Source organism: Rothia sp. HMSC065C12 (genome assembly GCF_001812085.1).
Classification (GTDB): Bacteria; Actinomycetota; Actinomycetes; order Actinomycetales; family Micrococcaceae; genus Rothia; species Rothia mucilaginosa.
In genome coordinates this window covers 13,619-27,406 of sequence record NZ_KV807678.1, presented here as the reverse complement: position 1 = coordinate 27,406, position 13,788 = coordinate 13,619, and the positions used below count along the sequence as shown (strand labels likewise).

Genomic DNA, 13,788 nt, shown 5'->3' with positions numbered 1-13,788 from the left:
GGGCTCATCCCCGCCCGTGCGGGGAGCACGCCACCTCGACAGGTAGCGCATCCACCGCCGCGGGCTCATCCCCGCCCGTGCGGGGAGCACACTTGCTGACATGGGGTTTTATCCCCTATACCGGCAAAATAGGATTACTTTGGAGCCAGAGCCTCCGTCCAGAATACACGATAAACAATTGCTCCTAACCCCGACGAGCACGGCGATACCTACTCGCCTTACTCCACCCAGACTTCGGTACAACTTTACGAACCACCGGACGATAAATCAGCTTAACACCCTCAAAATCGACAGGCTCCCAATCCGCATTATTTACCCGAAACTCAAGCCGTTGCTCATTATCCGCCGGAAACACCATAGTCGCACGACCAGTGCCACCCGACTCCAACACACGCGCCCACAACTTCTCACGAATCCTAGCGCTTACACGCCCCACAAACACCCCAGGATTAATCTCCAAAAGCCACTTCGTCAAATCACCACGAAGACTCACCGGACAAGCAGACAAAACAATAACAATCATCAGTCCGCCCCTCCATCGCCATAATTCATGCCACCGCGCTGAGCCTCACCCTGCTCATTCCACAAACCCACAACATCCAGTTCAAGCATCTCCTCAGGAAGCTCTTCTGGCACCAACAAACGCTGAATATCCCGCACAACTCGCTCCATCACCTTCTCAGAACGAATACGGTCACGCACCGCCCTGCGCGTCACAGACCCAATATCCGTCCCCTCCGTATAGCCAGCAACCATCTCAAACGCAGCAGGAATCGTAATCTCAGCCTTATACAAATCAGCAATGTCATACACAAAAGACCAAGAATTCCCCGTATGCACAAACCCAAGCCCCGGGGCACAGCCCAAAGACACAATCGCCGCATGAACAATCCCATACAACGCAGCATGAGCAGCCGACAACGCCTGATTAATCGGTGACCCATCACCAAAATTATTCGGATCATACTCACGGCGCTCCCACGGAACACCAGTCCGTTCAGACCACTGCCTATACACAGAACGCACCCTAGCGCCCTCCCTGCCACGCAACTGCTGCATCGTCAGCTCACTCGTATCCTCACCAGGAAAACGCCACTGATACATCATGCGCGCCACAGCCAAACGGCTCCGCGTATTCGACACCAGCTTCGCCTGAGCAATCAACAGACGCGAAGAACGCGCCACAGACTTACCGCTCGCATAATAACGAACACCCTGCTCACCAACCCACACCACCGTAGTACCGCACTCCCCCAACAAAGCCATTGCCTGATGAGTAATACGCGTGCCCGGTCCCAACAGCAAAGCGCTCAAACTCGCAGCAGGGCAATGCACCACGCCTTCTTCCTTCACAAACGTCACCGCACTATCCGCACGGGAAATCGTCGCATGCTCGACATACACAAAACTCAAACGGTCAGAACTACGAAACAGCTCAGACGAGCTCGGAGGAATAGCCCCCTGCATGATCTTCTCCTATGAACATCAGCGTGCCAGCATCGGCACAAAAATATGAGTGAATAAAGAAAGGGCGGGGCACCATCACACAGAACAGTCCCCCGCCCTTCACCCGCATTACCTAGCGGGACAGAGGCGCCAACGTCAGAAGGCCCATGCCGTACGCCTTGCCCCTGCCCATACCGGAAAGCAGAGACTTACGGAACAGCTCAACATCAGTGATGCGAAGAGCACCATCAAACTGAGCCTTACGGTGAGTCACCTTACCGACCTTACCCTCAGCATTACGGCGGGCAAACGCAAGGTCCTGACGAGAAGAAACCATCGGGCACTCCTCAATATCCTGCCCCTCAACCGCGGGAATTACTTCAAATCCCCACTGCGGAGCACGCTCACGAATCCACGCCCGCTGCTGCTTAGCCGTCACGTGCGGGAACACCTCACGCTTACCCGTCTGCTTATTCGTATGGCGCTTCACCGGGTTTGCGGCAAGCCGGAAAGCCCACTCCTGACCGTTCTCCAGCTTCGCCAGCAAACGACCATAATGAGCGCTCTCACCACGGCGACTATGCCATCCAGCCTGCTCCACGAGAGCCAAAAAATCAGGCTTCTCAGGGCTCAACATGTACAGAACCGGAGCATGCTGAGACTCATCCAAACGCCACAGAATACGGCTCTCAGAATAGTCCGTATCCGGCGGCAAAGTCGCCATCACGGCAGCATGCATCGCCTGCGGGCTACGCAACAACTTCCACGCGCCACGACGCTGCGGATTAATCATGAAACGAGAAAAATACGTCACGCTTCTATCACCGCCTTCATGTAATCAGGCTCAGAATCCTGGGTAGGAGAGTTCTTTGCAGAAGCATCTTCCTCCCCGTTCTGTGCACGCTGATCTTCCTTGACATTAACGAGAACAGGATCAACCGAAACAACCTCACGCGAAGCATACTGACGATGCTCCGAGCTGAAACTAACCGGAATATCCTGTACCAAATCACCACGCTCACCAGGCAACGCATCACGCAAGATGCGCAATGCTACCGGGCTTGGAAAATCCTTACGCCGATGCTCAGGAACCTGCCATTCCAACGAACGCAGAGCTTCCTCAGCAGACTCATTACGGACGCCCAAAACCAGATCATACCCAGCCGGGCATGCACGCCGTCCAAGATACAGAGGATAAACAGGCTTCTTCAGCGCAGATTCGATAGTCTCCAGCTGTTCACGTTCACCTTCCAGAGCCACAACAAAAACAGCATCTGAAAGGTACATACGGGTCGAAAGAGAAACCGTACCATTCGGGTCCTTAGCCCAATTCTTAGCGGTCTGATAGTCACGAATCAGAGTACCCGAGGCATCCGTACGCACCGCGAACCTCAACGAAACTAAGTCGTCAACCGGCTCGTTACGCGAGCGCCCCAAAGCGGCAGCAACCATTCCAATCACGCCAGATTTGCTCGGCTCATGTCCGGCATCACGGCGACGGAAACGGCTCTGAGTACCCCATGACTGCAACGGCCCGCTCATCTTCAAGAGCAGGGTGGGCATTAGGACTCCTGAGAGGTGAGATCAGTCAGCTGAGCTTCCAGGGACTCCAGCAGACCCTTCAGAGAAACAGACTCGCCCAAACCAGCCAGTTCTTCCTTGAGGTCACCCAAAGCCAGAACATACGAAGCAACCGGCTCGTAACCGTACGCTTCTTCAATGTTCTTCGCCTCAGATGCGAGCGCACGGGCAGCAGCCACACGGCGTCCCTCAACCTCAGTGATAGCCTTCTCGAAGGCATTCACGTAGGAGATGGGGCGGTCGTTGCGAACGGTTACGATAACCGCTTCAGGCAGAGTGCGCGCGGCAAAGGAGTTCTGCTTACCGGAGGGCATAGAACTGACGAATGCACGCACAAATGCCAAGGTTGCTTCAACGCTTGCAGAAGCCTCACCCAGATTAGCAGTCAGCGCATCCAGATTGATGTTAGCGTAGCGGTAGAGAGTACTCGAAGCCATCTCAACAGTGCCAATCATGCTAGCGCCTGTAGCGTCATCAGAAGAACGAACGACGTCATCCACCGCGGTGTAGTAATCAAAGTCGGGTTCGGACCCGTGAACGCTCAGGGCATGGGCTACCTGGCATGCCGCGTCAACGTTGAAGTCGGGAGCATCTGCCAGCATACGACCAAAAAGCGCAATTTCAATGCCATGTTCGGTATTAAGAATCTCCTTGACCTGCTTCGGAGGAATCTTTTCACCGTTAGCTTCGATAATTGCCTGCGCCAGCTTATCGATCTGCTGATTGCTCAAGAACAGGGCAGCCTTCGACACAGCGCGGTCTGAAATCCTCTTCGACTCATCCTCGGGTACCTCAAGCGTAACGTGCTTCTTCGACGTTCCTACAGCAGTAAAAGCCTGCACTACAGCCTGTTCCGCCGCATCAGCGTCAAACTCGGATGCAAGGTCCAGGATACGCGCAACTACCTTGTCAGCAACCAGTCGGGTACGTACACCCAGCTTCGAGCGGTCAAGGTGTTCTTCAAAGTCACGGCGGATAACGGACTTCCAAGCCTGGCTGGAAACGCGCTGACGCTGAATGCCGCCAAAGAAAGCGGACTTGGGGCTGCCGGTGTCGTCACGGTTGATGTTCGACGGGGGCAAGGTCTGCAGGGCGTGAATATCAATAAAAGTAGTCATGATGTTGTCCTTAAAACTTATAGGAACGATTAGTTAGTTGATGGTTTCAGAACGAGCAGGAAGAAAACCGTAGGAGAAGTCACGGTTCCACCTGTACAGAACCTTCTGACGCGTCGCAGGATTCAGAAGGTACATGTAATCCGTTGTAAAACGGCCATAATCGAACGTGATTCCCTCAGAGCGGAGAAGGGTAACGATGCTACGCAGATAATGTTGGCGGGCTTTCTCCGTCTGAGCGGTCATTAGAGAGTCAAAACGCTTCTTCACTGAAGGGGTAGTCTGACTCACCAATCGACCAATAGCCTTTGCGAAAGAGACATCGGCATTATGCATAAGCTCTTTCTGCGACTGCTGATGCAGAGCAAAAAGCGTTAGAGCAGTGTACGCAGCGGTCTCTGCATTGGTAGGGTTGTCGCCCTTCCCCCGATATTTCTTCGGGAAAGCCTGTTCGTCTTCCTTGTCCAGACCCAAGACATCCCCCCATAGTTTGGGAGACTCCAACGGAGTCTTTCCAGCACCACGACGAAGCCGGGCCAGCTCAGCGATAGCGCTTGATACACCTCCATTCTTCTGACGATAGAGGCGCATAACCTTTGCACCGATAAACTGCTGCAGGTCATTCTGCTCAGTATTGTCACTCATTAGTTTCCTCCTTATGTGAGTGAACTACAGATGCCTTATAAGCAAGCGGAAGATGCTTACGCAGGTGGCCTTCAAACTGCCGCCTAGCATGAGCAGCACTATAGAGAACTTCATTCTTAGAAGAGTCTTTCTTCACAGTTCCCATCATCGCCTTCGGGCCAGCGTTGACAGTCAAAAAGTCCGCTTCTTCCTCAACAAAACGACGCACTTTGTCCTGCCATTCTTTCTTCTGAAAATTAATATTTTCAGAAGAACGTTGGAGTACGATCCATTGACGGAAGACATCTTCCATACGATGTAGCAGCGACTCGGTAACATCAGCCTGGAATTCATATTCCTTGCCAGCAGCTTTCAAGAGATTGCCAGCAAACTGACCAAGCGCAACCGCTATATCCATAGTGGCCTTGATATTCTCGCAAACCATTTGAGCTGCGTCTTTACCAGATTCAGTCAGCAACGAAAGATCAAGCTGCACAGAATCAGAAATAATATTCTCAACGAAGGAATTCTGGGTGCCGTATTCGACACCTACCAGCTGAACCTTAGCCACAGAATCTGTATCAAAATAGCGTCCCAGTCCCAATTGGCGAATTACCGGGGCAGGTTTATTCTGTTTTTCAGAGTCTGGAGTGAGCCGAGTCAGCAGAGCCTCAGCACCACGCCACAGGGTGCGTTCCGATGAATGAGGCTGAGGCATCCACACTGCCCTAGTTTTCGATGACAGATTACTGCTATACCGATACCCAGTCAGAGGGTCGGTATAGGTATTGCGATCAAGCCATTTATCGCCGTTGGAGACCAGCACTGAAGTGACCCGCTCCCCGTCATGATGCAAGCGGATACGACGTGACTGCCAAGTCAAAATCTCGCACATACCACTCGCAGGACCCGGCTCATCTTTATAAGCCGCAGCGGATCCTCCCGTATAGGCACGGGGTGCAGCCGTATCCGGCTCTAGACGTTCCCAAACCGGCAAATCATGTTCAAACGACTCACTGGTCAGCTGCTCGTAGTCAAGGCAGTAAAGCAGGGTCTCCATCATGTTGGCACCATGCACAATTACCTTACCGGTAGCACCATACCAGCCAACACCCAGAGGATAACCCTTACCGCCCTTAACACGGGGGTCACCTACCGCACCAGGCTTAATACCCGAGTAGTCGTAGGCCTGAAGGGTTACGAGGTACCTAGCTGCCTCGGCAAAGCTCAGAGATTTGAGGGTTGCCTCAGCCCGCTGCGAAAAGTACTCACTCTCCGAATCCAAAATCAGGCGGCTAACAGGTTTTGTATCGCCTTTTGCAGTGTGCAAATCACGCACCTGCATAAAGGGGCGTTCGCCACCAATTAGCCAGAAGCGATTATGGCTGTTCAAGGTGTCCAGGTATTCCAGAATACCTTGGATGTTTTCATCGCTCCGTTTTTTCATCTGACGAACCCATAAAGCAAGGTCATCGAATTCCTGAATACTGCTACCCCAGAACATTGCTCGAGCAAAGATAACAAGTACCATCCCCAGAATGGCAGTATCAGTTAGGGGGCTGTCAGACTGAATCTTCCGAATGTCGTACAGCCGCTCATAGAAATCGTGGAGCGACAACTCAGTACTCTCGCCAGTATCCAGCAGTACCGGAATCCACGGTTCATCTACTAGGTTGAACTTAGGATCCTCTAAGCTAGTCATCCTCACTCCTTTCATCTTCGAAATTTGTTTTCCACCTCGTGACGAATAAACAGCCACAAAAATGGATTCTGGTCCACAATAGAAGTGAACTACAGAATCTGGCCTTGTCAGGAGGCTCCTTTAGCCACCTCTAAGACCTGATGGTTTCACTATAAGAGCCCCAGCAGACCCAAGTCAAGAGCACTGACAGTGTTAATCATATATTTCATATATTTTTAAACATCACTTATCAACAAAAAATAGAGCAGAATCCCCGCTCAATCAGCTAACACAGGGAACACACTAACAGTCAATAACCATATCGGCTCATCCCCGTCTGCTTCGGGGAACATAACTTCACAGCACTGCGAAGTACTCATTATTCTACCTTCTAAGGAAAAGCATGACATTAGACCCAAACCACCTTTCAACACCTGAAACCGCATCCTTCTGGGCAAAAACAGGAGACAAGGACTCCCCCACTCTCGGTCTCTCCCTCGTTCAGCATATGCTCGATGCCGGCTCTGTAGCCGCACGGCTCTGGGATACGTGGCTCGCGCCCGGTCTGCAGAAGCAGTTCAGCGAGCACCTCCACCTTTCCATGGAAGATACACGCGCGCTCGTATGCTGGCTCGCCGCCACCCACGATATGGGTAAGGCAACCCCCGAATTCTCCGGGCAGCTCGATGCACGGCGCGACGAAAACCTCGCCGTGTACCGCCAGCGTATCGAGCAGCAGGATTTTGAATTCCCCGAAGACCTTGTGACTCCAGCCAGCAGCTTGCGGTGCCCCCACAGCAAGTATAGCCAGAGCATCCTCATTCACCTGTTCACCAGCAATATTGAGGGTATGCCGCGCAAAGTTGCTGAAACTCTCGCAAGCATCTCTGGCGCGCACCACGGCACACCCGCAGACTACCGCTCTAATTCAGCAGATCTAAGCAACGTCATTTTGAAGCGCCTCTCCCCCAAATGGCATGCCACCTGGCAGGAACTCTACAACATCACTCTGAAACGCTTCGGCGCATCCTCGGCATTGCAGCAGTTAGCACGGCACGGACAGGCTATCCCCGTCTCCGTGCAATTCTGCATTACCGGTTTCGTCATCATGTCAGACTGGATTGCCTCAAACCCCGATTTCTTCCCCATGGGCACCTTCGGCTCAGCCGAGCAGGAACAGCGAGCACGCATCGGCTGGCAGGCGCTCGGGCTTGAACAGCGCTGGACCGCCAAGCTAGATGCTGATCCCAAAACCCCAGCTGCTGACCTCTACGCATCCCGTTTTGGGTGGAGTAACCCGACCCTACGCCCCATGCAGGAAGTCGTAGTCGAAGCGGTACGCTCCATGCAAAGCGGCGGCATGATGTGCATCGAAGCGCCCATGGGTCAAGGTAAAACCGAAGCTGGCCTCATCGCTGCCGAGTTCCTTGCACAGGCGACCGGTCGCACCGGTGTAGCCTTTGCTGCACCAACCCAGGCAACTTCCAATGCCCTCTTTGACCGTGTTACCGAATGGGTGAAATACCAGACGAACCATGTGGCACAAGAACATGGTGAACCCGTAAAACCCCATTCCATGTTCCTGGGTCATTCCAAGAACCGCTTCAACAAGTCCTACGAGGCGCTCTCCAAGGCAGATATTTTCGACGAATCCTCTACCCCCGGGCAAGAAAACAATCGAAAAACGCTGCGTCCTGGAACGTCTCTAGCACGGCACAGCTGGCTCAGCGGCACCAAGAAGGGGCTTCTCTCCAGCTTCGTTGTGTGCACCATCGACCAGGTGCTCATGACCGCTCTGCAAGCACGGCATGTGATGCTCCGATACCTTGGGCTTGCATCCAAGGTCATCATCATTGATGAGGTGCACGCTTACGATGCGTATATGAGCGAGTACCTTTCCGCTGCGCTCTACTGGCTGGGTCAGATGAATGCGCCCGTCATTCTCATGTCGGCAACCCTACCGTCAGATACTCGTGATGATCTAATGAAGAACTACGCTGAAGGATTGAAAGTCAGGAAAAAAAGTACATCTGCCCCAAAACGTAACCGATTCTTGGATTTAAACGCTAACTTATCTGCACCACAGGAAAGCTCTCAAAATATTACTCCCCTCGATCTGGATTACCCCGTCATTCACACGCTCACCGCCGAAGACAACGGAACACCTAAGAAATGGAAGGTTGAACAGCCCGTAGAGCAAACCGAAATCGAGCTGAAACTCATTGACGACAGCCCCAAAAGCGTCCTGAACGTACTCGAACCGCTCGCCAATGACCACGGATGCGCCGCAGTCATCTGCAACACCGTTGGACGAGCCCAGGAAATGCACGAATTTCTGCGTAAACAGTTCGGTGAAGAGCACGTAGTCCTCACCCACTCTCGCTTTACCGCCACGCACCGCGCCGAGCAAGAGGAACTTCTTGTCTCAAAGCTCGGCAAGAAGGAACACTACAGCAAAGCTGACGGGGAGGATTCTTCGCGCCCGCACCGCCTCATTGTGGTGGGTACGCAGGTCATTGAGCAGTCGCTTGACCTGGACTTTGATGTGATGATTACCGACTTCGCGCCGGTGGACCTGGTGCTTCAGCGTATGGGACGTCTACACCGTCACGATAGCCGCAGCAGCTCAGAACGCACCCCCGCATACCGCAAGCCGGTGTGCTATGTGCGAGGAGTTGAAACGTTCGGCTCACACAATGAGGCACCCGACTTCCCACGTGGATCCAAGGCAGTCTATGAGCCGATGATCCTACTCAGCAGCTACGCGCAGCTACTCCCCCACTTCGACGGTGAGCCGATTCGAATTCCTGCTGACATTAGCCCCCTGGTGCAGAAGACATATCAGGAAAATGCCCCTGCTGAGATTCCTAGTGCCTGGGCAGAAGTCTTTGAAAGTGCCAAGCAGGAGCATAAGAAAGGTAAGGACCAAGCCAAGATTCGTGCTGAAGGCTATCTGCTCTGTGCACCTCAGCGTACACAGTACACCATGGCGGACTGCATGAAGAGTCTTCTCCACTCCAACGACCGGCGCTTCTCTGACGAGCAAATCGGCGAGGCAAAGGTCCGCGACACCGACGCGTCCCTGGAAGTTATCGCAATCATTGTGGAACGGAACCAGTCGCGCAATCCCAAGAGCGCGATTAAAAGCTACCGTCTCTTACCTTCCATCAACGGCACAGACGAGGCTGATTCTCTCCGCTTTGATGCTTCAGCCGATGACCCGCCGACTTACTGGCAGAGCATGCAACTTGCGGCTTCATCGATTCGACTCCCCTACCAATACTCAGATGCACCCAACCACCGCATCAAGAGTGGGAAACTCCGATTCGACGATGCACTCGACCAGCTGGAAAAGGAACGCATCGAGAACTGGCAGAAATCATTCATGCTGGAGGGGCAGCTCATCCTGCCCTTCGAAGAGGTCGAAGCAGGCGTGTACTCGTACAGGCTCTGCGATTACGAGCTGGTGTACACCACCCAGCTAGGCTTGCAGAGCTTCAAGCTTGATAACGAAGACTAACCAAGACAAACAAAGACCCCCGCTGGATCCTCTCGTGGAGCATCCGGCGGGGGTCTTCACTATATAAACTTTTCGGCGCAGTTCACGCTACGCAGTTCACGCTGTGCGGTTCACACTGTGGGGTTTCGCAGCGTCAGGCGGCGGCTACTCAGATTCGCCGAGCATGCCCTCACGAGCCAACGCAGTCAAACGAGACACCGCACGGAAATACTTCTTCTGATAACCACCAGCCAGCATCTCCTCAGTAAATACCTTGTCAAAAGGCACACCCGAAGAAACAATCGGCAAGTCCTTGTCATACAGGCGGTCAGCCAACACCACAAAACGCAACGCCACCGACTGCTCAGTAATCGGGTGAACATCACGCCACGCAATACCGTCCAGGCCATCGATCAGCTGGCGGTAACGCGACGGGTGCACCTTCGCCAGGTGCTCCACCAGGTCAGCGAAGTTATCAACACCAACAGTCTGGCCGCCGAACACTTCCTCAACCTTCGCTTCAAACGCATCATCAGCAACAGGCTCCGGTGCGGCAGGCAGGCCACGGTGACGGAAATCCTCACCATCCACACGGTGCACCTCAAACTGCGAAGCAAGCACCTGAATCTCACGCTTAAAATCCTCAGCCGCGAAACGGCCCTCACCCAGCGCACCAGGCAGCGTGTTCGAGGTCGCCACAAGCTTCACGCCAGCATCCGCCAGCTCACGCATCAGACGAGACATGAGCACAGTATCACCCGGATCGTCCAGCTCAAACTCGTCAATGCACACCAGCTTGTAGCTGCTCAACGCCTCAACCGTCTTACGGAACGTCAACGCACCCACCAGGTTCGTGTACTCCACAAAAGTACCGAACGCCTTCGGGCCATCCACATAATGCCACAGCGACGCCAACAGGTGAGTCTTACCCACACCAAAACCGCCGTCAAGGTACAGGCCAGCCTTCGTCGAATCCTTCTTCTTGCCACCAAACAGGCGACCAAAGAAACCGGCACCAGCGCCGCCACCATTAATCTTGTCGCCAAAATCCTTCAGCTTCTGCACAGCCTCAGCCTGCGACGGCTGATTCGGATCAGGAATGTAGCTATCAAAAGACACTTCACCAAAACGCTCAGAGGGGCGGAAACCCGCCAGCAACTCATCAGCAGAAACGCGAGGGATGCGATCGGTCAAGTGTACGGTCGTGGTGGGCACAAAAACTCTTTTCTTCAGTGACGGCGATGTGACTTCCGCTTTAAGTGTAGTACTGTCTAACACCCCGCGTGAGCCGCATGAGTTGCCCGCCACATTACGGGCATGAGGAGGGGGTGGGGTGGGACATGCGGGAGGGGCTGCTGGGCTGGGGTACGGAGGGCGGGAATGCGAGGGCATGGGCGTTCGGGTGCGGAGACTGAGGTGGTGTGTGTTTTGGGCAGGGTCTGTCTTGGGCGGGTGCTCTTGGGGTGGGCGCAGCGTTCGATAGGTTAGTGTCTTCGCCGTGGGTTTTAAACCCGCGGAGGAGGCAATAGCCTATCGAATATTCCCTTAACCTATCGGCTATTACTCTGCCCCGCTAGCTACTCCCCTAGCTTGCTGTTCATTCTTTTGGTCCACGGCCCTCTCCCCTGGTCTACTGCGGGAGTTCTTTTGCCGGGAACACTCACCGCTACATGTACATTCTTTGCATGCAGGTACTTATTTGATGCATAAAGCATTGATGTGTTCGTATGGTGATGTTTCGTCACTGTAGCATCTACAAGAATGCAAACGACCGCAAACATGCGGTAGGGTGGTAACTGTAGTGTTCCATAGCGCATTGATGCGCTTGATGGGCGCGCTACGGGGCTGTTTTCCTTCCGGAGGTCAGATACGACCCACAAAAGCAGCCCGACACTAGTAACTAAACAACACACCATCACCGACGATAGGAGCGCATCTTCTATGGATTCGACCATTTTCAACCGCCGCACCCTGCTGGGCGGCGGCGCACTTGTGGGCCTGGGTGCCCTGCTTGCGGCATGTGGCCAGCAGGCAAATAACGAGGCGGCAGCTACCGCCTCCGCAGCGCCGAGCGAAACCGCTTCGGCTTCTGCAGCGGCATCCGATGTTGCTTCTGCATCAGCTACTCCGAGCCCGGTCATTACCCGCGGCTACTCGGGTGGCTCGAAGGCACCTGACGGCGAGTACCGCAAGGCAGATGAATATGGTCCCGCACAGAATGTTCCTCTCCCTAAGGCTAGGCCGCAACAGTACCCTGAGACCTTCGCTGGCCTCCGCGAGATGATGCGTGACTGGATCAAAGCCCGAAACTACGGCATCCAGACGGGCGATATGCAATACGTGAGGCCGTACATGCTGGATACCTTCAAAAGCGATATTGAATTCCTCAACTCCATCGAAAAGCTTTACAAAGGAGGCGGCTGGGTTATCGAAGGAACCTCAGAATACCAGGCCGAAAGCGACCTCATGTATGACGAAGAAGCCAAAGAATATTGGGTTCTCACCCGGCGCTTGTGGACTTATGGACTGTACATTCATCCGAATGGAAAAATGCGTAAACGGACCAATACCGGCAATGAAAACGAAACTTTCATGTTCCGTTACCGCTACAAGGATGGTTACTGGTATTTGTCTGAGTACCGCTCTAATGAAGAGCTCCGCAAAGAGGGGCTCATTAAATAATGGATAGTAAGACATTTCGAGTATTCTGCGTTTCAATCACTTTTACTCTGGCAGTCAACCTTTATCCTCCGACGTACGCTCTGGAAGATACTTCAGATTCCAATAGTCACAGCGTCGTAGATATAGCCAATGAAGACGGTTATGCAACAGCAGATACCAATGAGGAAGTGAGTCTGTCCCCTGCCCCTGCCCAGGAAAATACTGCTGTATCTAGTATCAGAATGACCGCAGAAGAGCAAGAAGCTGCCTTTAAGGCGACTCATCGTCTCATGCGTGACGCTAGGGGAGATGAATACTACGCTTCAACCACTAATAAAGATTCCTGCACTACTCCCGATAACCAACCAGGGCAGTACTCCCGCACCCGCATGATGCTCGACGACGGCAATGACTATTCCGGATACTACAGCCCCTCCGGCCTCGGCACCTTCTGCACCCCGGTAGAATCCCGCACCCTAACCGCCAATAACCCCGGACAGCCTCGTAAACCGAGCCCCGCTGAAATGCTTCAAGAAATTGAAGACAAATTCGCCAACACCGATATTCGACCTCCTATCCTCAAACAGTCCTATAACTCCGGTGACGGTACCGGCAGGGCTAAGGGCGACCCGAATATCTACAAGGGCGACAACGTCAATTTCTACGCTGAAGCCCCCACCGCTTATTGGGAAGGTGAACTTTCAGCCGGTCACGTTGAAATCGAGTCTTATCCGGTACAGATGACCGTCCAGTACGGCAACGGTGACGAGGGCAGCTTCTACACCATCGGCGAGCCCATCTACCCAAAGTCAGGCTCAAAAGCACGACCGACCGCAACCAGCTATGTATACAAACGCTCAGGCAACTTCCACGCCTACGCGACGGTTTCTTATGCTGGCCGGTACCGCGTCAATGGCGGCCCGTGGCAGGCGATGCGTACTGTCATTAAGAAGGACACTGCTGAACCGCTGCTGATCCGTGTGTGGTGGGTTGATGTGGGACGCGTCGGCGGCACCTGCGATGAAGACGATACTCGTTGGGGCTGCAAGAACGACCCGACCATGGGTAAGAAGGATAATCCAACCCGCGCCTACGCAAGGCTGATATCCGTACCGGCCAGCGCTGGCATCTAAACGACAGCGGTGACGGGGATACGGAGTATTCGCTGCACCGCGACTGGC

General features: G+C 53.7%; 11 protein-coding genes. 3 read left to right on the top strand and 8 right to left on the bottom strand.

Annotation, left to right across the window (positions count from 1 at the left end; genetic code table 11):
• Positions 1-184: 184 nt before the first annotated feature.
• The 7 genes from cas2e to casA all read right to left on the bottom strand — a co-directional run bounded on the left by cas2e (position 185) and on the right by casA (position 6,468).
• Positions 185-523 carry a type I-E CRISPR-associated endoribonuclease Cas2e gene (gene cas2e / locus HMPREF2836_RS09125; protein ID WP_083309163.1) on the bottom strand — a complete coding sequence of 113 codons (339 nt, stop codon included), beginning with the start codon at positions 521-523 and terminating at the stop codon, positions 185-187.
• Positions 523-1,467, bottom strand: a complete 945-nt coding sequence (cas1e, locus tag HMPREF2836_RS04440) for a type I-E CRISPR-associated endonuclease Cas1e (RefSeq protein WP_070629566.1) — start codon at positions 1,465-1,467, stop codon at positions 523-525. The genes cas2e and cas1e overlap by 1 nt, the downstream gene beginning before the upstream one ends.
• Positions 1,468-1,579: 112 nt before the next feature.
• Positions 1,580-2,260: a type I-E CRISPR-associated protein Cas6/Cse3/CasE gene (cas6e, locus tag HMPREF2836_RS04435; protein ID WP_083309162.1), complete on the bottom strand. Its 681-nt coding sequence runs from the start codon at positions 2,258-2,260 to the stop codon at positions 1,580-1,582.
• On the bottom strand, positions 2,257-3,009 hold the full coding sequence (cas5e, locus tag HMPREF2836_RS04430) for a type I-E CRISPR-associated protein Cas5/CasD (RefSeq protein WP_070629565.1): 753 nt from the start codon (positions 3,007-3,009) through the stop codon (positions 2,257-2,259). The genes cas6e and cas5e overlap by 4 nt, the downstream gene beginning before the upstream one ends.
• A complete protein-coding gene (gene cas7e, locus HMPREF2836_RS04425) occupies positions 3,009-4,145 on the bottom strand; it encodes a type I-E CRISPR-associated protein Cas7/Cse4/CasC (RefSeq protein WP_070629564.1) in 1,137 nt (378 codons plus the stop codon). The genes cas5e and cas7e overlap by 1 nt, the downstream gene beginning before the upstream one ends.
• A 33-nt stretch (positions 4,146-4,178) precedes the next feature.
• A complete protein-coding gene (gene casB / locus HMPREF2836_RS04420) occupies positions 4,179-4,787 on the bottom strand; it encodes a type I-E CRISPR-associated protein Cse2/CasB (RefSeq protein ID WP_070629563.1) in 609 nt (202 codons plus the stop codon).
• The gene (gene casA / locus HMPREF2836_RS04415; protein WP_070629562.1) at positions 4,780-6,468 is read right to left on the bottom strand and encodes a type I-E CRISPR-associated protein Cse1/CasA; all 1,689 of its coding nucleotides are present in this window, start codon (positions 6,466-6,468) and stop codon (positions 4,780-4,782) included. The genes casB and casA overlap by 8 nt, the downstream gene beginning before the upstream one ends.
• Positions 6,469-6,850: 382 nt before the next feature.
• Between casA and HMPREF2836_RS04410 the strand changes: the two genes are divergently transcribed.
• Complete coding sequence (locus HMPREF2836_RS04410; protein ID WP_070629561.1) at positions 6,851-9,967, top strand: CRISPR-associated helicase/endonuclease Cas3; 3,117 nt, start codon at positions 6,851-6,853, stop codon at positions 9,965-9,967.
• Positions 9,968-10,111: 144 nt separating this feature from the next.
• On the opposite strand, the gene zapE is transcribed toward HMPREF2836_RS04410, so the two are convergent.
• Entirely contained in the window at positions 10,112-11,161 is a 1,050-nt protein-coding gene (gene zapE, locus HMPREF2836_RS04405; protein ID WP_070629560.1) for a cell division protein ZapE, read from the bottom strand.
• A gap of 726 nt (positions 11,162-11,887) precedes the next feature.
• On the opposite strand from zapE, the gene HMPREF2836_RS09410 reads away from it, so the two are divergent.
• Together HMPREF2836_RS09410 and HMPREF2836_RS04395 are read left to right on the top strand one after the other, a co-directional pair.
• The gene (locus HMPREF2836_RS09410; protein ID WP_070629559.1) at positions 11,888-12,628 is read left to right on the top strand and encodes a DUF6318 family protein; all 741 of its coding nucleotides are present in this window, start codon (positions 11,888-11,890) and stop codon (positions 12,626-12,628) included.
• Positions 12,628-13,740: a peptide ABC transporter ATPase gene (locus HMPREF2836_RS04395; RefSeq protein ID WP_210394333.1), complete on the top strand. Its 1,113-nt coding sequence runs from the start codon at positions 12,628-12,630 to the stop codon at positions 13,738-13,740. Before HMPREF2836_RS09410 ends, HMPREF2836_RS04395 begins: the two co-directional genes overlap by 1 nt.
• The last annotated feature ends 48 nt before the right edge of the window (positions 13,741-13,788 follow it).

Excerpts from the sequence above, each read along its gene's own strand:
- HMPREF2836_RS04395 (WP_210394333.1), top strand. The coding sequence starts at position 12,628 with ATGGATAGTAAGACATTTCGAGTATTCTGCGTTTCAATCACTTTTACT.
- cas1e (WP_070629566.1), bottom strand. The coding sequence starts at position 1,467 with ATGCAGGGGGCTATTCCTCCGAGCTCGTCTGAGCTGTTTCGTAGTTCT.
- casB (WP_070629563.1), bottom strand. The coding sequence starts at position 4,787 with ATGAGTGACAATACTGAGCAGAATGACCTGCAGCAGTTTATCGGTGCA.
- HMPREF2836_RS04410 (WP_070629561.1), top strand. The coding sequence starts at position 6,851 with ATGACATTAGACCCAAACCACCTTTCAACACCTGAAACCGCATCCTTC.
- casA (WP_070629562.1), bottom strand. The coding sequence starts at position 6,468 with ATGACTAGCTTAGAGGATCCTAAGTTCAACCTAGTAGATGAACCGTGG.
- cas5e (WP_070629565.1), bottom strand. The coding sequence starts at position 3,009 with ATGCCCACCCTGCTCTTGAAGATGAGCGGGCCGTTGCAGTCATGGGGT.
- cas7e (WP_070629564.1), bottom strand. The coding sequence starts at position 4,145 with ATGACTACTTTTATTGATATTCACGCCCTGCAGACCTTGCCCCCGTCG.
- HMPREF2836_RS09410 (WP_070629559.1), top strand. The coding sequence starts at position 11,888 with ATGGATTCGACCATTTTCAACCGCCGCACCCTGCTGGGCGGCGGCGCA.
- cas2e (WP_083309163.1), bottom strand. The coding sequence starts at position 523 with ATGATTGTTATTGTTTTGTCTGCTTGTCCGGTGAGTCTTCGTGGTGAT.